The sequence below is a fragment of the Pseudomonas sp. P135 genome (assembly GCF_020312125.1).
Lineage (GTDB): Bacteria > Pseudomonadota > Gammaproteobacteria > Pseudomonadales > Pseudomonadaceae > Aquipseudomonas > Aquipseudomonas fragariae.
Genome location: NZ_JAGPYR010000013.1, coordinates 74,563 through 94,215 on the forward strand (window position 1 = coordinate 74,563; position 19,653 = coordinate 94,215).

The following is a 19,653-nucleotide window of genomic DNA, read 5'->3' on the forward strand; positions in this document are numbered from 1 at the left end:
ATCGGCCATTGCCCTTCTGGCTCTCTCTCGCACCTAAAGGCTCGCGTATCCGACACCTCTGGATCTGCGCGATTGAACACGGATTGTACAGACGCCTCATCCCAAGGCCCCGAATCCGTCGATACTGCTTTTCAAGCGCATCGGCACGCACTTGCGCAACCCGAACAAGGCATAACAGCAATGGACGCAGCACCACGAACAAGCAAGATTTCCGCGATTTTCGCCAAGATATCGCTCGGCATCAGCGGTATGATCGGGGCTATATGGAGCATCTTCACCTACCTTTTCCCGGACCCGGCCGTTCTTGGCCTCAGTATTGACTTCATAAACTGGAAGACACTGGTCATTATCGTCGGCACCGGCATGGTGATAAGCGGGCTGTACATCGCAATCATGGCCAGAAAGCTTCCATCGCCGCTCAAGCTCGGCGTCTGGCTGGCACTGTCACTATTTCTCTGCGCGGTGTTTTTCAAACTGGGCGGCGAATACGCTAAACCTTCGGTCGATTTCGCCCGCGCTCAGACACTGTTCACCGAGAACGAAAGCGCCAACCTGTTCGGCAAGCGCTCCGAGACCGTCGACAACGTAAGTATGGAGTTGCTGGGTTGTGACCAGAACGGCCAGTCGCCTACCTGCATGCTGGAGCTGATCAATAAAAGTGCCGATCGCGACTTCAGGTTTCTCAACCCGATCAGCCTGTTCGAAGAAACCGGCGGTGCGCTGGGGCTTTCGCAACTGCGTGTCGGCGATGCAAAGTTCGATCGCTGGGACAGCTTCCAGTTGATCCGCAACGTGCCTACCCGCGTGACACTGATCTTTGAAGCGACCAAGGGCCGTGTGAAGCAGTCACCTGCCTTGAAGCTGACCTTCCGCGATCGCGAGAACAAGGACAACGTGCTCAAGTTCAACGAGGTCAAGGTCAACTAGTTGACCGAAGATTGAGCGTCGCCCCCTCGGACGACGCACGTATTCACTGGCGGTTTGACTGCTTCAACCAAGCCGCCAGATCCATCACTTCAGCCTCGTTGATGCTGTGCCCCATGCCTTCATAGGCATGTAACTGTGGCGTCAGACCGAGCGTTTTCAACGTCGCCTCGGCTTGCGGTGCACTGGCATAGGCTACCTGGCGATCCTGGGTGCCGTGACCGATGAATACGCTCAGGGCCTTGAGGTCGTCGGAGGTTTTGACCTCGGACTTCACGACCGGCAGCAGCCGTCCGCTCAATGCCGCAAAACCGCCGACCAGTTTTGGCTGTCGCAGGGCAACTTCGTAACTCATCATGGCGCCCTGGCTGAAACCGATCAGGAAGACCTTGCCAGGCTGCGTGTGAAACTTTTCAGTGGCCTTGCCAATGAACGCAGCCAGCTGGGTACCGCTGCTTTTCAGGTCTTCGGTCACACCGTCATAATCCGCGACGCCGGGCTTCTGGGTGAACCACTTGTAGCTGTCAGCACGCAACTCCATCGGCGCCTGTACCGACACATAGTTGTAGTCGGCCGGAAGCTCTTCCTTGAGCCCGAACAGGTCGGCGGCATTGCTGCCGTAGCCGTGGATGAAAATCACCAGCGGCTGGTCAGGCTTGTCGACATTGGTCTGCGCGAGATAATCGAGCGGCAGGTCCGTGTGCAAGGTGTCCTGCGCCTGCGCCATTGCGGTAAAGGCAAACAGTAAGGCAGCGAAAAATCTCAGCATCTGTTCATGACCTCTGTTTGACGCCGCCCAAAGGCAGCGTCGTGAGTGGGCGTGGTGGCAGCAATCAACCTGCGTCAGTTCTGCATGCTGGTCCGCGAAACTTCCGGCTTGATCAGTTGCATCTGCTGACGGTAATCATCCGTCACCTGACGCGCCTGGCTGCTGCTGGTAATGACTCGCGGCGTGATCAGCACGATCAGTTCGGTACGGTTCTTGGACTTGCTGGTATTGCCGAACAGCCATCTCAAGCCCGGGATGCGTCCCAGATAAGGTACGGCACTGACCGACTCGGCGTTATCCTGCTTGATCAAACCGCCCAGCAGTACGGTCTGACCACTCTGCGCAGCCACCTGCGTGGCGACCGAGCGGGTGGAGATACGCGGATTGCCGTTGGCGTCGTTGCCAGTGGTATCGGTGTCGGCACTGCTGACCTGCTGCTGAATGTCCATATACACCAGCCCGCCCGGGTTGATGCGCGGCACGACGTCGAGAATCACGCCGGTCTGCACATATTCGACGCTGCTTAATGTAGTGTCGGTGGAAGAGTTGGTGTTGATCGAGGTCTGGCTGATCGGGATATTGTCGCCGACCTGAATCTGCGCCTGCTGGTTGTTCATCACCACCAGCGACGGTGCCGACAGGACCTGGGTACGCCCATTGGTTTCCAGCGCTCGCAAGGCGACTTGCAGGTTGTTGCTGACGAAGGAGTAGAAGAACGCGTCAGTAGAGGCCAGCGCCGCCCCGCCAGTACCAATCGCGCCCTGACTGCCTGAGGTGTTGGTGACGTTGCCGGTGGTACCCGAGTTGCCCGCCAGACGCCCGAGGTACCACTGCACCCCCATATCCAGCTCGCCCGTGAGCTGAACTTCCAGAATGCGCGTCTCGATCTGCACTTGCAGCGGTGGATTATCGAGGCGCTTGATGGCCGACTCGATCTCCTTCCACTGCGCCGGGCGGGTGCGCACCAGTAACTGGTTGCTGCTCTTCTGCGCAGTGATGCGCGTGCTGGCGTCCAGAGACTTGTTGTTGCCGCCAGACCCGCTGCCGTCCTGGCTGGCCGAATCCGAATCGCCGCTGCTCTGATCGTCGCCTTCCGATTCGCTGTCGCCATTGGTCTGGCTGTTGTTCATGCCTTGACTGTTGCCAAAACCTCCGCCATTGCTCAGGCCGCTGCCGGTACCGCCCAGCCCGTTGGAGCTGCTCATGCCGCCCACACCGCTGCCGCCACTGGAGTTGAGCGACGACAAGGTGGTGGTGCGCAGGCCCGGTGCAACCTTGGCCGCAGCGTCTTCCTTGATGGCGCCGGTGCCGTAAATCTGCCGCAGGTATTTGGCCAGATCGGTGGCCTTCATGTTGCGCACGTCATACACGTACATCTGCGGCTCGTTGCCACCGCCCTCATCGATGGTGTGAATCCACTCGCCGACTTCGTGCAGGTATTCAGGCTGCGAGGAAATCGCCACCACCGAGTTGGTCCGCTCGATCGGCAGGAAACGCACCATGCCCGCCAGCGGCATGCCGCTTTCCGGGCCGAACATTTTCTGCAGCTCGGGCATCAGTTCGCCAACCGAGGCACGTTGCAGGCCGAAAACACCGACAGACATGCCTTTGAGCCAGTCCACATCGAAGGTGTCGATGGTGTCCTGATAGTTGGCCAGCTCTTCCGGAGTACCGGCCAGGCTGAGCACGTTGCGCGCCGGGTCGACCAGCAGAAAGGCGTTTTCCCGGGCGAACGGCTTGAGCAGCTTCTGCATCTCGGTCGCCGAGATGTAGCGCAGCGGGAACAGCCGCGCCGACATGCCGGCCGAAGGTTGCGCCACGCGCATTTCCGGGACCAGTTTGCCCGCTACCGCCTGATTCGACGGCAGGATCACGTAGCGGTTGCCCTGCTTGATCATCGCGTTGTCGGTCCAGGACAGCAGCGTCTCGAGAATCGACAGCGCCTGCTGCTTGTTGACCGGCTTGGACGTCGAGAAGCTCACATCGCCCTTCACACCCTGGGCAATGCTGTAATTCTCGTGCAGCAGATCGCCCATGATGCTGTTGATCACCGCCTGAATCGGCTGATTGGTGAAGTTGAAGACGATGTCACCGGTCTCGGCCTGACGCGCTGCGGGAGCTGCGGCTGGCTGACGGATGAAACGCTGGTTGCCTTTGATGATCTGCCGCTGCGGCGAGCTCGTCGTCTGCTGGGAAGGTGGCTCGACGGGCGGTCTTTCGCTGCGCGGGTCTACCGGCGGACGTTGTGAACCGGTTCCCTGGAGCGCTTCCTGCAGCATGCCATTGTCGGGATCGAGTGTGTCTGACTGTGACGCGCAGCCGCCAAGGGCGACGGCGGTGGCCAGGCAAAGCAAGGGTGTGCGCAAGGTAGCGATGGCAGGAACTCCAGAAAAGGTACCCATCACAGGGTGGAATCGTTGGTTAAGGTAATCGGCGGTGTATTCGACGGCGGCGGCAGACGCAGCGCGGGCAGGCGCAGGACTTGCGTGCGGTCATCGAGTTTGAACGTAGCCTGGGTCGGCTCCAGACGGTCCAGCGTCCAGCCATTGGGCAAGCGATCGCCCTGACGGACTTTCAATGCCGGACCGCTGGCCTGCTTGAGCAATGCCACACGCAAGGAGCCGTCCATGATCACTCCGGTCAGGGTCAGGCCAGCCAGATTGCTGGCTTGTGCATCGGCTTTGCGAACGGCCACGTCAGGGCTGCGATCCGGACTGAACAGCGGGGTTTTCCAGGTATTGGCGAGGCTGTCGAGTGTCGCCGACGGCGCACTGTGGACCTGCGCCCTCTGATCGACCGGGTTGCGCGGTGCCTGCTCGGGCAGCCAGTCCGGTGAGTGCGCAGCGCCGCTGAAGACCAGTGCGATCAAGGCTGCCAGCACTGCAGCGAAAGCCAGCAATGCCCACTCCAGCGGACGTAATGAACCGATCATTGCTCGCCCTCCCCGGCACTGGCCGGTTGCAGGTAGCCGCGCACCAGCAGATGCACCACCAGTTTGCCGGCAGCACCGCTGGCCGGAGCGTTGGCGTCGCGACGCATACTCATCTCGTCAATGAACAGAAACGGACGCTGATACTCCAGCGCATGCAGGATCGCAGTCAATGGTTCGATGGCGCAGTTCAGGGTCAGGCTGACCTTGACCTGCCGGTATGGCTCGGCACTGTCCTGCTCCGGGGTGATCGGCATGCGCTGGGTCAACTCGCAGCCGCCGCCGGTGCTGGCCTGGCTACTGATCAGGTCGGCAATGCGCTGCATCAGATCGGCTGCCACGGCACTGGGATCCTCGCCCGGCAGCAGGCTGGTGCTGCTGGCCGGATCACGGCGGGCCTGCTCCAGTTGCTCGCGCAACGAATCACCCTGCTGCAGAAGGCCCGCGTAACGCTGCTGCTGTTCGCGCAACTGGTCGGTCTGCTCGTTGATGTCGCGCAGCGGCCCGGCGAACCAGCTGTCGATCAACAACCAGTAAGCCAGGCACAGCACCAGGGCTAGAATCACCAGGGCAGCGCCCCGCCGCTCACGGCTTGTCAGTGGACGGCGCATCGGCGTTCTCCTGCTGCTGGTTCTGGTGCAAATGCGCGCGCAGGGAATACTGATCCTTGCCGGTTTTGGTGTCGGGCTGGATCACCCCCTGAAACTGCGCATTATCCAGACTTCGGCAGTCCTTGACGCGGCCGATCAGCGCACTGGCCTTGGCGCTCTGGCCGGAAAAGGCCACCTCGGCACTGTCGCTGATTTCCATATGCTCGATCCAGGTGTCCGAAGGCAGGCAGGCGGTCAGCTCGCTGAGCAGCGCCGAGAGCGGCGGCTGCGCCGCCTTGCGGCGCAACAGGTAGTTGGCGGCGCCCAGGGTGTTGGTCAGTTGCTGGCGCAGTTGTTGGACCTCGCCAACCTGAGCCTTCTGCTCCTTGACGCTGGCCTGCATGTCCTCGAGCAGGCTCTGCCGGTCGTTCAGCCACAGCAACATGGCGCTCAGCAGCAGGCCGGCACACAGCCAGATCAGCCCGCGCTGCAAGCGATGGCCGGAGCGCGACTGTTGCGGGCGCAGTGGCATCGGCAGCAGATCAATCCCCATGCGCTGCCCTGCAGTCAGGTGCTCAGCACCCACATCCGTGCCGACGTCGACGGCATCGGGACGCAAGCCCCGCTCGGCGCACTCACTGAGTATCGCGTCCAGCCGCTCGCGCAGGATTGCCACCAGCGTGACCTGCACAAAGCTGGCGCTGCGACTGTCCTGACGGGCGACGAAGTACAACTGACCAGCGTCAAATGGTGTGAAACGATCCAGCTCGTAGCCGACCACGGTCGACAGATTGCGTGCCGCAGCCGCAGGAAGCTGCAGGGTCTGCAACAGCACAGCCGACGGCGGCAACAGCAATACCCGCCGCACCTGGGGCGATGCGTCCGGCAGCGGCTCGACCAATGGCCAGACAAGCGCCTGCTCCACGGTCTCGCGGCCCAGCCATCGACGCACACGCGGCGGCAGGCAGGCGCGAAGCTCCGCCACCCACCATTGCCAGGCGTGTTGCGCCGGACTGCCACGCCACTGCCGGGCGACCTGTTCGCGTAACGCGTAAACAGGCGCCAGACGTGCAGAAACTGATGAATTCATTCTTGCCAACGCAACACCCTGTAGGGTTGTGCGCCTCCCTCCGATGGGCTCAATAAAACAGTGGTCTGTAACAGGGCGGTCACGCCGCCCGGTCGTTCTGCGCGCGTGTCGATGGCCAGTACCTCACCGGGGTCGGCTCCAACCGCGCTCTGGTTCGGCAGGTTCAAGGCCCGACGCAGCAACGCCGAAGCGAACGCCGGGTCGGGCCGATCCAGGCCGCTCCATAATGTTATTTCCGGCAACAGCCGAACATACAGCGCCTGGTTCATGCCCGGCAGCTGGCGAACTTCCTCTACCACCCGCAGCGGTGACTGACCGCCATTGCGCTGCGACTCCAGCACCTGGGCGATACCGCTGGCCTGATTCTTGGCCGCGCCACAGGCCTGCAGCAGACGCGATATATCCGCGACCGGCGCGCTGTTGAGGTCCAGCTTGCCCCTCTCGCTTCTGATGCTCACCAGCAGTTGCGTATCATCCATACGCAACGAGACCACACGCCCGTCAGCAATCCAGCGTTTGCGCTGCGCAGCATCGAGCAAGCCCTGTACAGCCATATTCATGCCAGCTTCGGCCGCCATCAGCGCCTGGGTATTTTGCCGCAACCAGAGCGACTGTCGACTCTCCAGTTGCACCCACCCGGCCAGCCCGCCGAGCAACAGGCTCAGCAGCGCCAGCACCCAGAGCACCACTAGCAGCGCAACACCACGCTGCGATTGGCCCGTCATGTTCATTCGCCGCCCGCCCCGCCGGACAGGTCCAGACGCAGGGCCACAACCTCAGAGACCCATTTCACTGCGCCATGGGTCTGCATGTCGATACGCACCGCACCCGGCAAGCGATTCGGCCAGGGCCATTCGGCCATCCAGCCGGTCGGCTTGCCCTTGGGCGTCAGCCCGCGATAACTGAACGTCAACGACTCGACGTTTTGCAGCAATACCTGAGGCTCACCCCAGGGTTTGAGGGCAATGCCATTTGCACTGGACAGAACCTGAGCGAACGACACTTGCAAAGACCGATGGTCTTGCGGCCCCTTGAGCTCCAGGCTGTGAACCTGGATACCGCCGCCCAATTCGCCCGGCAGCGTTGCGACAAACCGCAACTGCTGCGCCGAGCCTTCAAAAAAACCGCTGTTGACGTCATCTTCGCCAGACGTGTCCAGCGGCAGCGCCTGAGCGATCGAGCTGCGCAGAAACGCTTGCGCGGCGCGGATCTCGTCCAGGTTCACGGTGTAGCGCTCAGCCTTGAGCACGGCACGATTGGCCCCCAGCAACGCCCCGGCCACCAGTACCAGCAACACGCCGAGCAGGCTGATCACCAGCAGCACTTCCAGCAGCGTGAAGCCACGCTGGGCGCGCCTCATGACCCCGCCCCGCTGACAGCGCCGCGTAATTTAAACGTGCTGAACTGCGCCTTGCGCTGATGCTCACTGAGCATCAGGTCGAGACGGAACATCCTCGCCTGACCATTGGCACCCGGCAGCTGACGGATATCCAGTGTCCAGTCGATGCCTGCGAGTTTCCCCTGCCGCGTACCGTTTTCCAGCGGACCGGCGCTTTCCTGATCCATTATCGTGCGTGCCGCATGGCTGAGCCGGTCACTGCGCGCCACCTGCTGCAAGGAGCGCGCACTTTGCCCGAACGCCACCAGCAGAACACCGCTGCACACCGCCATGACGGTCAGTGCAGCCAGCATTTCCAGCAGGGTGAACCCCGACTGCGATGTTTTCATTAAAGCGTCCGGACCTGGACGCTGCCGGTCAGCCAGCCAATATCAATACGCCAGCGTCGGTCGCCGTCAGCGACCACCACGTTGCCACCACTGGAGCCGCCGTCCGGGTAGAACTCCACAGCGGAGCCAAGATCGGACGCAGTCTGCATGGTCACGCGCAGACTTTCCGGCCAGTGCATCTCGCGCTTGCCGGGCGCCTTGAAGGTCGCCTTGCGCAGATTGAATTCGGTGCGCGCCGGCTGACCGGTGACAATCGCGCGCACTCTGGTGGCCCGTAGCGCTTCGACCATGTCACCGACCGCGCGCCGTTCACTGGCGGTGCTCAAACCCTGTTGCAGACCGAACCCCACCAGACCGACGGCAATGCTCATCAACACCAGCACCACCAGCATTTCCATGAGGGTAAAACCCCGGCTTGCGACAGGCGTTCTCATGCCGAGCGTTACTCCCAGTTGCCCAGGTCGGCGCTATAGCCTTCGCCGCCCGGCTGGCCGTCCTGGCCGTAGAAGATCAGGTCGAAGCTGCCGTGCTGGCCAGGGAAGCGGTAGCCGAATGCATGGCCGAACGGATCCTTGAGGTCCGAGGGCTTGGCATAAGGGCCGTTCCAGTTCGAGGCATTGCCCGGCTTCTCGGTCAATTGCTGCAAGGTCTTGGGTGGCGAACCGACGTCCAGCGCATAGCTTTCTATCTTCATGCCCAGGCTGGCCAACTGAGCCTTGCCTGCGCCGTATTTGCCCTTGTCGACGTTGCCGCCCACCTGACGCACGACGATGGTCGCGACGATGCCCAGCAATACGATAACGGCAAGCATTTCCAGCAAAGTGAAACCGCCTTGTCGACGTGCGGGTTTGAAGCGTGTACGGCTAAAAGTCATCGGAATGGTTTCCTCGTTCATGAATTCAGATATTGCTGGTCAGGCTCATCAGCGGCAGCATGATGGCCAGCATGATCACCGCGACCATGCCCGCCATCACCACCGTCAGCGCCGGCACGAGTGCGGCCAGCATGCGGTCGATACCGCGCTTGGCCTCGACGTCGAACACATCGGCGACCTTCATCAGCATGGTGTCCAGTTCGCCAGCCTGTTCGCCGACCTCGATCATTTGCAGAGCCAGATCCGGCAACAACGGCTGCGCACCAAACGCGCTGGCCAGCGTGCCGCCACCCTTGACCGACTCGGCCGCCTGCTCGACCTGCGCCTGCAGGGCACGATTGGTGCAGACCTGGCGAGCGATCACCAGCGCCTGCAACAACGCCACTCCATTGGTCAAAAGCGTACCGAGGGTGCGCGTCAGCCGTGCTGCCTCAATGCGTTGCAATAAAGGACCGATCACCCGAATGCCCAGCAGACGGCGATCACGGCGCTCGCGACGCTGCGGGTCGCGCATGCGAATGGCCATGCCCCAGATCAACGCGATCAGGCCCGCCAGCACCGCCAGCCCGTAGTCGCTCAAAAACTCTCCGAGGTTGAGAATGACCTCGGTGATCAATGGAATCGGCACGCCGAGATCCTTGAAGATCGGTACGAATTGCGGCACGACGTAGGCCAGCAACAGCGCCAGGGAACCCAACACGCCCACTACCAGAAAGGCCGGATAGATCAGCGCGTTGATCACCTCGCCACGCAGCAACTGGCTGCGCTCCAGGTAATCGCTCAGTTGGCGCAGCGTACTTTCCAGTGCGCCACCGGCTTCACCGGCGCGGACCATGCTTATATAGAGGGGCGAGAACTGGCTGCCCTCTTCTTCGAGCGCCACGGACAGCGGCTTGCCAGCCTTGACCTGTTCGCGGATGCGCTCGATCAACGCCTTGGTCTGCGGTTGTCCAGGCTGTTTGAGCAGAATTCCAAGCGATCGTTCCAACGGTTGCCCGGCGCCGAGCAACGTCGCGAGCTGCTGGGTGAAGCTGACCAGCGCCGCACCATTGAGCAAGCCGCTGCCCAGCGCACGGCGCAAACCGCCCAGACCGGCGGCATCGACCTGCAGGACCATCAGGCCACGCTTCTGCAACGCGGCAATGGCGGCGTCCTGATCGCGGGCTTCCAGCGTGCCATTCTGCGGCGCGCCCTGAGCATCCAGCGCGCGGTACTTGAACAGGCTCATGTGCCTTCACCACGGGTGACGCGCAGCACTTCTTCCAGCGAAGTCACCCCGGCCACGGCCTGACGCAGGCCTTCTTCATGCAGCGTGCGCAAACCGCCACGTCGGGCAGCCTCTTCCAGCGTCGAGGCGTCGGCGTGGCGCATCAAAAGACTGCGCAGTTCTTCGTTCATCACCAGCAGTTCGGTAATTGCACTACGCCCGCGATAGCCGCCGCCAGGCGCATCGGCACGCGGGCGATACAAACGAATGGGCCGCTCGTCGGTGAAACGCTCCAGCCCGTGTTCGGCGATCAGCTCCGGTGGCGCATCGAAGGCCTCGCGGGTTGCCGGATCGAGGCGACGGACCAGACGCTGAGCCAGAATTCCGTTGACCGTCGAAGCGATCAGATAGCTTTCGACGCCCATGTCCAGCAAGCGGGTAATACTCGCCGCTGCGCTGTTGGTGTGCAGCGTCGAGAGCACCAGGTGGCCGGTCAACGAGGACTGGATGGCAATACGGCAGGTTTCCAGGTCGCGCATCTCACCGATCATGATGACATCCGGGTCCTGACGCACGATGGAGCGCAGCGCCCCGGCGAAATCCAGGCCGATGGAAGGCTTGACCTGAATCTGGTTGATGCCTTCGAGCTGATACTCGACCGGGTCTTCAACGGTGATGATCTTGCGCTCGGCCGTGTTGAGCCGTGACAACGCGGTATACAGCGTGGTGGTCTTGCCGGAACCGGTCGGCCCGGTGACCAGCAGAATGCCGTGCGGACGCTCCAGCACGTCGAGAAATTCGTCCAGCCGCTCGCCATCGAAACCCAGGCTCGGGAAATCGAAATTGATGGTCTGCCGGTCCAGCAGACGCATGACCACTGATTCGCCAAAGCTGGTGGGCACTGTCGATACCCGCAGGTCCAGTTCCTTGCCCTGGATGCGCAGCATGATCCGGCCATCCTGCGGCAGACGACGCTCGGCGATGTCCAGACGGGCCATGATCTTCACCCGGGAAATCACCGCTGCCGAAGAACTGGATGGCGGCGCTTCCGCTTCGTGCAGCACGCCGTCGATGCGATAACGCACCTTCAACTGGCTCTCGAACGGTTCGATGTGGATGTCCGATGCACGCTGCTCTACTGCACGCTGCAGGATCAGGTTGACCAGACGAATGACCGGCGCTTCGGAGGCCAGGTCCTTGAGGTGCTCGATGTCTTCCAGCGAGCCGCCCTCCTCATCCAGATTCTCGATCAGGGTGCCCATCGCCGAGCGGCCCTGCCCGTAATAGCGCTCGATAAGGGTCTCGACCTCATTGCGCGGGCCGATGGACAGTCGCACCGGCACCTCGCACGCATAGGCGATGGCCTGAAACGGGTACAGCGTGCCGGGGTTGGCGCTGAGCACTTGCAGGCCCTGATCGCTCCAGCCTACCGGTACGACTTGATAGTGGCGCATGAAGCGTTCGGTCAGCGGCGGCAAAGGGTCCAGCAGCGGTGGTACAGCATCGGCGAGCAACAACGGTGCCTGCAGCAATGCCGCCCATGCGCGGGCCAGCTCGAATTCGGAGACCAGGCCCAGACGCGTCAGCAGGCCTAGCAACTCAGTACCTTCCGACTCCTGCTGCAGACGCTGGGCGCGCTCCAGATCGGCCGTTTTCAGACCGGCATTTTCGATCAGCCAGGCACAAACCTGCTGGGCATCCGGAATGAGCAGACGGGAAACATCGACGGGAGCTGACGGCATGAATGAGGGCATTTTGCTACTTCGGAGGGACATATTACAGCACTCACCGACTGGTGAGTGCTGCGCTCAAAGACTTCAAACGATCAGTTTGACTGCTTTTGAGGGGTTGCGTTCTGCGGGCGACCGCCTTTTGTCGTTTCGGTCTTCTGGTTTTGCGCTTTCTGCGCCGCCTTGGCGTCCTGGGTCTGGGTCATCACCGTCTCGTCGCTGGCACCGGATGTTGCGTCTGCATCTGTCGCGTCGTCAGCAAAGACCGCACCACTCAGGGCAAGACCCAAAACCACACCGGCACTCATCATGGAAAACTTCATCGTATTAACTCCTCGAAAAACAAAAAGAGCTCCGCAACAAGCGAAGCAGATATAGAAATCGGGCAAGAACTAACGCACAGCACACGTCGCAACTTGCGAGCTGTCTTTCTTCATCCTGAAAAATCTTAAACCCATCGACCAGTAGGTTTAAGAAGAGTTCCTCATTTGTAAAGAAAAAATACGAAATCGAAGAAAAATACGCTTTTATTTGACATTTATGCCTTGTTTTAGACTTAATTGTATCGTTTTGTAGATTCAAAACGCCACCATGTGATGTCACTTTAGTGGCGCGCGGCAAGTAAAAAAAGACACGCCAAACAAAACTAATTCGGCAACTAAGGAGTCCTACCTCGCGCCCTTGAAACAGGGAATAAACGCGACGACGGGAAACTGTTGCCCAAAGAAAAAGTTGGCCGAAAGCGGTAAATAAGAACGCATTTATCCTGCGCACGTGCGCAGGCAGACAGTTATTTGAAACGCAGTTGGAGAGCAATATGAACAAGCGAAAGATGATAGGCGCGCACTCGGCGCTGGCCTTGCTGGCATTGGCAGTATCCCAGGTGCACGCCGCTGACCCTACCGTACAACAAGGGCGTGAAGATCGCGCCGAAAAAGCCGCACAGAAAACCCTGGCCAAGATGACCATGGAAGAAAAGCTGGCCTACATTGGCGGCACCGGCGGCTGGGACGTCAAGCCACTGACCAATTACGGCGTCCCGCAGATCCACGGCGCTGACGGCGGTGTGGGCGTGCGCTACACCAGCGAAGGCAACGATCAGGGTGTTGTCTACCCGTCCGGCCCTAACCTGGCCGCCACCTTCAACCCGCGTCGTGCCATCGACCTCGGCCGTGCGCTGGGTTATGACACTGCCGTCGGCGGCTACCAGTTCATCACTGGCCCCGGCGTCAACCTGTACCGCATGCCGTACGGCGGCCGTGCGTTCGAATACCTCTCCGGTGAAGACCCGTTCCTTGGCGCCAGCCTGGCACCGGGCGTCATCAACGGTATCCAGTCTCGTGGTGTATGGGCCAACGCCAAGCACTACGCGGCCAACGACCAGGAAAGCAACCGCTTCAATCTGAATCAGACAATGCCAGAGCGCGTGCTGCGCGAAATGTCGTTGCCTGCGTTCGAATCGTCGTCGAAAAACGGCAATGTGGCGATGATGATGTGTGCCTTCCAGAAGGTGAACGGTGATTTCGCCTGCGAAAGCGACCACCTGATCGCCCAGATCCTGAAGAAAGAATGGGGCTTCAAAGGCTTCGTACAGAGCGACTACAACGCTGTCGTTCACGGTTTCAACGCTGCCCGCGCCGGTACCGATCTGGACATGATGGGCTACCAGATGAACAGCTCCGTGCTGAAGCCGCATCTGGACGCCGGCGACCTGAGCGCTGCGACCATCGACGACAAGGTCCGCCGCATCCTCAAGCAGATCTACCTGTACAAGTTCGACAGCAAGACGCCGCTGACCACGCACAACATGAACAGCTCGACCAGCAACAAGGTTGCTCTGAACGCTGCGCGTGAAGGTATCGTACTGCTGAAAAACCAGGACAATCTGCTGCCGCTGGACAAGCAGAAAGTCAAGAAAATCGCCGTTGTCGGCACCCTGGCCAAGTACTCGCCACCCACCGGTTTCGGCAGCGCCAACGTCATGGCCAGCCATTACGTCAGCGAGCTGAGCGGCCTGCAACAGATCGCGCCTAACGCCAAGGTCGACTTCATCGAAGGCCTGTCGCTGGACCCAAGCACCAGTGCCTGGACCACCACCGACGCAACTGGCAACGAAGTCCAGGGCATGAAGGTCGAGTACTTCAGCAACACCAACTGGTCTGGTGATGCCGCTGTCACGCGTACCGAGAAGCACGTTGACCTGGACTGGGCCAACGACAAGAACCTGCCGTTCGAAAGCAACACTTCGACGTCCGATCCGTACGCCACCAAAGGTTCGAGCGCTGGCCAGCTGAATGGCGATACATCGTCGACGTCGATTCGCTACACCGGCAAGGTGACTCCGACCCAGAGCGGCGAGCAGGTGTTCAAGGTGCGTGCCGACGGCGCGGTGCGTCTGTGGGTCAACGGCAAGAAAATCATCGACAACGGTGACGGCAAGCCGCTTCCGGGCAACAGCATTCCACCAACCATTCCAGAGTTCGCCAAGATCAATCTGGAAGCGGGCCAGTCTTACGACGTGAAGCTCGAGTACTCGCGTCGTGCCGGCTACCTGTCGACCATGGGCGGCCTGGTAGGTGTGCAGTTGAGCTCCGCCTCGCTGAACGCTCCTCAGGACCTGTCCGGTTATGACGCCGTCGTGGTTGCCGTGGGTAACAGCAACGAATACGAAGGTGAAGGTTTCGACCACAGCTTCGATTTGCCTGAGTTCCAGAACGAGCTGATCCAGAACATCGCCAAGGTCAACCCCAATACCGTGGTGACCATGTATGGCGGTACGGGTCTGAAGATGAGCGACTGGATCGAACAGGTTCCAGCAGCGCTGCACGCCTTCTATCCGGGTCAGAACGGTGGTCAGGCCCTGGCCGAGATCCTCTTCGGCAAGGTCAACCCGTCGGGCAAGCTGCCGATCAGTATCGAACGCAACATCGAAGACAACCCGGCCTACGCTTCCTTCCCGAAATTCGACAACCAGAACACGCTGACCGACATGGATTACAAGGATGACCTGCTGCTGGGTTATCGCGGTTACGAGAAGAAAGGCATCAAGCCGCTCTATCCGTTCGGCTACGGCCTGTCGTACACCACGTTCGGCTACAGCAACATCAAGGTCACGCCGGGCGTCGCGGTCGGCAATACACCGATCAAGGTGTCCTTCGACCTGAGCAACACCGGCAAGGTCGGTGGTTCGGAAGTCGCTCAGCTGTATGTGGGCCAGCAGAACCCGAAAGTCGAGCGTCCGATCAAGGAACTCAAAGGCTACAAGAAGGTGTTCCTCAAGCCGGGTGAAAGCAAGCGTGTGACCATCGAGCTGAATGATCGCTCGCTGGCCTACTTCGATGAGAAGAGCAAGCAGTGGGTGGTCGATGCCGACACCTTCAACATCTCGCTCGGTTCGTCGTCGCAGGACATCCGCCTGAACGCCAAGCTGGTCAACTCGTTCCGTCAGGAACTGTCGACCACCAGCAGCAACCCGCTGCCACGCTCCGCTCTGAACTCGGTCCTGGTCGAGAAACCACCGGTCAAGACCGGCGGTGTATTCAAGCAGACCGTTGAGTAAGCGTTAGCTGACTGAAGGGTAAACGGACAAATAAAGGCTCAGGGACGAGCCCTTACCGCTGCATCGACCTGCGCAATGTAGGTATCGAAACACTCGACCAGATCCACCTGATCGGGAAAGCGTAACCACTGAATCTGCAAACCATCCATCATCGCCAGAATCTGCCGGATGATCTTGTCCAGATCCACATCCGCACGTACCTCCCCGCGCTCCACCAAAGCCGAAAACTGTCCCAGCAAGTGCGCGTGAATACGCTCGTAGCGCGTCTGGAACCATTCAAAGGCAGGCTGGTTTTCCAGCAGACTTTCCGCATTGAGGATCGAAAATGCACGTACCACGCCGGGCGCCGTAGCGTTGGAGCGGTTGATCGCGCGCAAGCCGCCGAGCAGACCGGTCAGGGTGTTATCGGTACGGACTTCGGCAGCAATTCGGCCGTTGACCTCGTCGCGTCGCTCAAGCACGCCCATCAGCAGCGAGATCTTGCTCGGAAAATGGTGCAGCAATCCGGCGACGGAAATACCGACGATGGCTGCCACCTTGGCCACCGAAGCGCCGGTATAGCCTTCAAGGGAAAACACTTGCAGGGCCGCATCGAGCAGTTCTTCGCGGCGCTTTTCGCCCTTTGGCGCGCGTCGCTGTCGGGTGACTGCCGTGCCCGTTTCCGTGGGGTCATGCCGAGTCATATCAGGCTCCTTCTTGAACAGCCGCGTACCCTAACCATTCAGGCAAGCGCTGGCAACGCTATTGAGCCGGATTGTTCGACAATTTCATCTTGTACAGCAGTGCCGTGACAGGTTCAGGTGCGCTCCACCGGGACACTGCCCCAGCCTTCGCCCAGCATGCGCTGCATCAGCACCGTGTCTACCCAGCGGCCATGCTTGAAGCCGACCGATTCGAACACTCCAACCCGGCGAAAGCCGAGACGCTCATGCAGGCGCAACGACGCGATATTCTGGCTGTTGCCGATAACCGCAATCATCTGCCGCCAGCCGCCCGCTTCGCAGTGCTGCACCAGGGCACTCAACAGCGCCTGACCGATCCCCTGCCCGCCGAGCCCATCGCGCACATACACCGAATCCTCCACGGTAAAGCGGTAGCCTGGACGTGGCCGATACGGCGTGACATAGGCATAGCCGACAATGTCGCCATCGCGCTCGGCGACCATATACGGCAAGCCTTTGGCGAGGACCATGCGACGACGCTGGAGCAATTCTGCCAGGTCAGGCGGCTCCAGCTCGAAGCTGGAAATCCCGTGTAGCACGTGGTCAGCGTAAATCGCCTGTACAGCGGGCATGTCATCGTCGCGGGCGTCACGCAGGTCAAAGGTTGAAGTCATGTCCGAACTCTGTACGAATGTCTGTGAATGGCCGCAATGATGCCGCTCGCCACGACATTAAAAAAGCTATGATTTATCATCCACAGCATAAGAAATACTTTGTCATGCGTCGGCTGAACCTCAATCACCTGCACACGTTTTCGCTGGTCATCGCCCATGGCAGTTTTTCTGCGGCGGCAGAGCGTCTGCACCTGACCCAGCCAGCGGTCAGCCTGCACGTGCGACAACTGGAAGATCAGTTGAAGCTGCAACTGATCGAACGGGTCGGCAAACGCCTCAAACCTACCTCCGCAGGCACTGTACTGTTGGAGCATATCGCGCGCATCGATGCGGTGGTCGAAGACGCTTTGCAGGCACTGTCCAGCCATGCCAGCGGCGTTGCCGGCAAAATCGCCATCGGCACCGGCGCGACAGCCTGCATCCATTTGCTGCCGCCCATGTTGCAGGCGCTGCGTCGGCGCTTCCCGGAACTGGATGTGCGCGTCAGTACCGGCAACACCGAAGGCATCCTCAAGGCGGTCGAAGAAAACCTTCTGGACCTGGCACTGGTCACCCTGCCCGCCTCTGGTCGCAGTCTGCACATCACGCCGCTGCTTGAGGATGCGTTCGTGGCGATCTTCGCCAGCAGGCAGCGACCGATGCCGGCGCACATGACCCCGGAGCGCCTCAGCGCACAACCGCTGGTCGTATTCGAAGCAGGCAGCAGTACGCGTCTGCTGATCGATGAATGGTTCCTGCACGCCGGGATCCGGGTAAAACCGGTCATGGAACTGGGCAGTATCGAAGCGATCAAGGAAATGGTCGCCGCAGGCCTTGGCTACAGCATCGTGCCGCGGATGGCCGTTGCTGCGCTGCACCATCGCCGCGGCTTGCAAATGCCGCCACTGGCAACAGCGCTGAGTCGCACATTGGGAATCGCCTTGCGCCAGGACAAACCGGTCAGCAAGGCCCTGCGTCAGGTACTGGATGCACTGCAAGACCTCAAAAGGTCATGAAGGCGCGCCACGATAGAGGCTTGAGCGCGCCCATGCACTATAAAGAGCAACGGCACTCGGCCTGGCAAATAAGGTCGACAGTTGCACAGGCAGCGAATCAGGTTGTACGATGACTGCCCACTGGTAACTGCAAAAATGATGGCTGGCCTGCTTTTAAACGCCCCATCACTGACAATCTGTAAAGCAACTCGGCAACCCATAAGGAGCGCCGGTCCGGATACCTTCCCTGCCGACCTCCAACCTCAAAACAACAGGAGATACCGATGCCTAACATTCTCGGCCAGAACTTCATCGCTGGCGGCCGCAGCGCTTTGGGCCAGAGCCTGCAAAAAAGCCTGGATGCCACCACCGGTGAAGAGCTGCCTTACAGTTTTCATCAGGCCACCGACGGCGAAATCGACGCTGCGGCACTGGCTGCCAAGGCTGCGTTTGCGGAATTTCGTCAGCTGAGCCCGGCCCGCCGCGCCGACTTCCTCGACGCCATTGCCGATGAACTTGACCAGCTGTGTGATGACTTCGTCGCCATCGTCTGCCAGGAAACCGCCCTGCCCCAGGCGCGAATTCAAGGTGAGCGCGGTCGCACCAGTGGCCAAATGCGCCTGTTTTCCAAAGTTCTGCGTCGCGGTGATTTTGTTGGTGCACGTATCGACCTGGCACTGCCGGATCGCAAGCCGCTGCCACGCGTCGACCTGCGCCAATACCGTATCGGTGTCGGCCCGGTTGCCGTGTTCGGAGCGAGCAACTTCCCGCTGGCGTTTTCCACTGCCGGTGGTGATACCGCGGCGGCCTTGGCCGCCGGTTGCCCGGTGGTGTTCAAGGCGCACAGCGGTCACATGGCGACCGCCGATCTGGTGGCGAGCGCCATCATTCGCGCTGCCGAACGTACGCAGATGCCCAAAGGCGTGTTCAACATGATCTTCGGCAACGGCGTTGGCGAAGGTCTGGTCAAGCACCCGGCCATCCAGGCCGTCGGCTTTACCGGTTCGCTGAACGGCGGCAACGCACTGTGCAAAATGGCTGCCGAACGTCCGCAACCGATTCCGGTATTTGCCGAGATGTCGAGCATCAACCCGGTCGTGCTGCTGCCAGAAGCCTTGCAGGCTCGCGGTGAAACCGTGGCCAAGGAGCTTGCGGGCTCGGTGGTGATGGGTGCCGGTCAGTTCTGCACCAACCCGGGCGTGGTCATCGGCCTGCGCTCACCGGCGTTCTCAAAATTCGTTGAGCATCTGACCGAACAGATGGGCAGTCAGGCTCCGCAGACCATGCTTAACGCGGGCGGCCTGCGCAGTTACAGCAAAGGTGTGGAACACCTGCTGGCGCACCCTGGCGTGACGCATCTGGCCGGCAAGCCACAGGAAGGCAAGCAGGCTCAGGCGCAGCTATTCAAGGCTGACGTCAGCCTGCTGCTGAACGGTGATCAGTTGCTGCAAGAGGAAGTCTTCGGCCCGACCACGCTGCTGATCGAAGTCGCTGACGATGCGCAGTTGAAGGACGCGCTGCAAGCCTTGCGTGGTCAGCTGACTGCGACCGTGATCGGTGAGCCCGCGGACTTGAGCACCTACAGCTGGCTGCAACCGGTTCTCGAAGAGAAAGTCGGGCGCATTCTGTTCAATGGCTACCCGACCGGTGTCGAGGTCTGCGAGGCCATGGTTCACGGCGGCCCATACCCGGCGACCTCGGACGCACGCGGTACCTCGGTGGGCACCCTGGCCATCGACCGCTTCCTGCGCCCGGTCTGCTATCAGAACCTGGCGGACAGCCAGTTGCCACCTGCGTTGCAGAACGCCAACCCGTTGGGCCTGCGTCGTCTGGTCAATGGTGAATGGAGTGATCAGCCTGTCGCGTAACGGCCACCGGCTGGATCCGCAACACAGCAGCGCGACCTGATGAGGGTCGCGCTTTTTTTTTGGAAAATATTTCTT

At 60.7% G+C, this 19,653-nt stretch carries 19 protein-coding genes; 4 read left to right on the forward strand and 15 right to left on the reverse strand.

Going from position 1 to position 19,653, the window contains the following annotated elements:
* The first annotated feature begins 180 nt into the window (after window positions 1–180).
* Window positions 181–927: a hypothetical protein gene (locus tag KBY08_RS18595; RefSeq protein WP_003405003.1), complete on the forward strand. Its 747-nt coding sequence runs from the start codon at window positions 181–183 to the stop codon at window positions 925–927.
* A gap of 43 nt (window positions 928–970) precedes the next feature.
* On the opposite strand, the gene KBY08_RS18600 is transcribed toward KBY08_RS18595, so the two are convergent.
* From KBY08_RS18600 to KBY08_RS18660, 13 genes are all read right to left on the reverse strand, one after another.
* Window positions 971–1,693, reverse strand: coding sequence for an alpha/beta hydrolase (locus tag KBY08_RS18600; protein ID WP_024639649.1), 723 nt, complete (start codon window positions 1,691–1,693; stop codon window positions 971–973).
* A 74-nt stretch (window positions 1,694–1,767) separates the two neighbouring features.
* Entirely contained in the window at window positions 1,768–4,095 is a 2,328-nt protein-coding gene (gene gspD, locus KBY08_RS18605; RefSeq protein WP_003405006.1) for a type II secretion system secretin GspD, read from the reverse strand.
* Entirely contained in the window at window positions 4,095–4,625 is a 531-nt protein-coding gene (locus KBY08_RS18610) for a general secretion pathway protein GspN (RefSeq protein WP_003405008.1), read from the reverse strand. The genes gspD and KBY08_RS18610 overlap by 1 nt, the downstream gene beginning before the upstream one ends.
* Window positions 4,622–5,233, reverse strand: a complete 612-nt coding sequence (gene gspM, locus KBY08_RS18615) for a type II secretion system protein GspM (RefSeq protein ID WP_058822211.1) — start codon at window positions 5,231–5,233, stop codon at window positions 4,622–4,624. The genes KBY08_RS18610 and gspM overlap by 4 nt, the downstream gene beginning before the upstream one ends.
* Window positions 5,208–6,302, reverse strand: a complete 1,095-nt coding sequence (locus tag KBY08_RS18620) for a type II secretion system protein GspL (RefSeq protein WP_011268250.1) — start codon at window positions 6,300–6,302, stop codon at window positions 5,208–5,210. Before KBY08_RS18620 ends, gspM begins: the two co-directional genes overlap by 26 nt.
* Complete coding sequence (locus KBY08_RS18625; protein ID WP_024652445.1) at window positions 6,299–7,033, reverse strand: general secretion pathway protein GspK; 735 nt, start codon at window positions 7,031–7,033, stop codon at window positions 6,299–6,301. Before KBY08_RS18625 ends, KBY08_RS18620 begins: the two co-directional genes overlap by 4 nt.
* Window positions 7,030–7,662 carry a prepilin-type N-terminal cleavage/methylation domain-containing protein gene (locus tag KBY08_RS18630; protein WP_003405015.1) on the reverse strand — a complete coding sequence of 211 codons (633 nt, stop codon included), beginning with the start codon at window positions 7,660–7,662 and terminating at the stop codon, window positions 7,030–7,032. The genes KBY08_RS18625 and KBY08_RS18630 overlap by 4 nt, the downstream gene beginning before the upstream one ends.
* Window positions 7,659–8,030: a type II secretion system protein gene (locus KBY08_RS18635; RefSeq protein ID WP_011268251.1), complete on the reverse strand. Its 372-nt coding sequence runs from the start codon at window positions 8,028–8,030 to the stop codon at window positions 7,659–7,661. Before KBY08_RS18635 ends, KBY08_RS18630 begins: the two co-directional genes overlap by 4 nt.
* Window positions 8,030–8,464, reverse strand: coding sequence for a prepilin-type N-terminal cleavage/methylation domain-containing protein (locus tag KBY08_RS18640; RefSeq protein WP_003411575.1), 435 nt, complete (start codon window positions 8,462–8,464; stop codon window positions 8,030–8,032). Before KBY08_RS18640 ends, KBY08_RS18635 begins: the two co-directional genes overlap by 1 nt.
* An 8-nt stretch (window positions 8,465–8,472) precedes the next feature.
* Window positions 8,473–8,904, reverse strand: coding sequence for a type II secretion system major pseudopilin GspG (gene gspG, locus KBY08_RS18645; RefSeq protein WP_003317918.1), 432 nt, complete (start codon window positions 8,902–8,904; stop codon window positions 8,473–8,475).
* A 25-nt stretch (window positions 8,905–8,929) separates the two neighbouring features.
* Window positions 8,930–10,132 carry a type II secretion system inner membrane protein GspF gene (gspF, locus tag KBY08_RS18650; RefSeq protein WP_003417566.1) on the reverse strand — a complete coding sequence of 401 codons (1,203 nt, stop codon included), beginning with the start codon at window positions 10,130–10,132 and terminating at the stop codon, window positions 8,930–8,932.
* Window positions 10,129–11,853, reverse strand: a complete 1,725-nt coding sequence (gene gspE, locus KBY08_RS18655; protein WP_024639652.1) for a type II secretion system ATPase GspE — start codon at window positions 11,851–11,853, stop codon at window positions 10,129–10,131. The genes gspF and gspE overlap by 4 nt, the downstream gene beginning before the upstream one ends.
* An 83-nt stretch (window positions 11,854–11,936) precedes the next feature.
* A complete protein-coding gene (locus KBY08_RS18660; RefSeq protein ID WP_003405027.1) occupies window positions 11,937–12,164 on the reverse strand; it encodes a hypothetical protein in 228 nt (75 codons plus the stop codon).
* Between the two features lie 494 nt (window positions 12,165–12,658).
* Between KBY08_RS18660 and KBY08_RS18665 the strand changes: the two genes are divergently transcribed.
* Entirely contained in the window at window positions 12,659–15,400 is a 2,742-nt protein-coding gene (locus KBY08_RS18665; RefSeq protein WP_024639653.1) for a beta-glucosidase, read from the forward strand.
* A gap of 38 nt (window positions 15,401–15,438) precedes the next feature.
* Here KBY08_RS18665 and KBY08_RS18670 read toward each other — a convergent pair whose 3' ends face one another.
* Both KBY08_RS18670 and KBY08_RS18675 read right to left on the reverse strand, forming a co-directional pair.
* Complete coding sequence (locus tag KBY08_RS18670) at window positions 15,439–16,083, reverse strand: TetR/AcrR family transcriptional regulator (RefSeq protein ID WP_003405030.1); 645 nt, start codon at window positions 16,081–16,083, stop codon at window positions 15,439–15,441.
* Between the two features lie 113 nt (window positions 16,084–16,196).
* Window positions 16,197–16,736 carry a GNAT family N-acetyltransferase gene (locus KBY08_RS18675; protein WP_024639654.1) on the reverse strand — a complete coding sequence of 180 codons (540 nt, stop codon included), beginning with the start codon at window positions 16,734–16,736 and terminating at the stop codon, window positions 16,197–16,199.
* Window positions 16,737–16,840: 104 nt separating this feature from the next.
* On the opposite strand from KBY08_RS18675, the gene KBY08_RS18680 reads away from it, so the two are divergent.
* A complete protein-coding gene (locus KBY08_RS18680) occupies window positions 16,841–17,731 on the forward strand; it encodes a LysR family transcriptional regulator (protein ID WP_177410963.1) in 891 nt (296 codons plus the stop codon).
* 263 nt (window positions 17,732–17,994) lie between these two features.
* Window positions 17,995–19,578: an aldehyde dehydrogenase (NADP(+)) gene (locus tag KBY08_RS18685; RefSeq protein ID WP_111522670.1), complete on the forward strand. Its 1,584-nt coding sequence runs from the start codon at window positions 17,995–17,997 to the stop codon at window positions 19,576–19,578.
* Window positions 19,579–19,653: the final 75 nt, after the last annotated feature.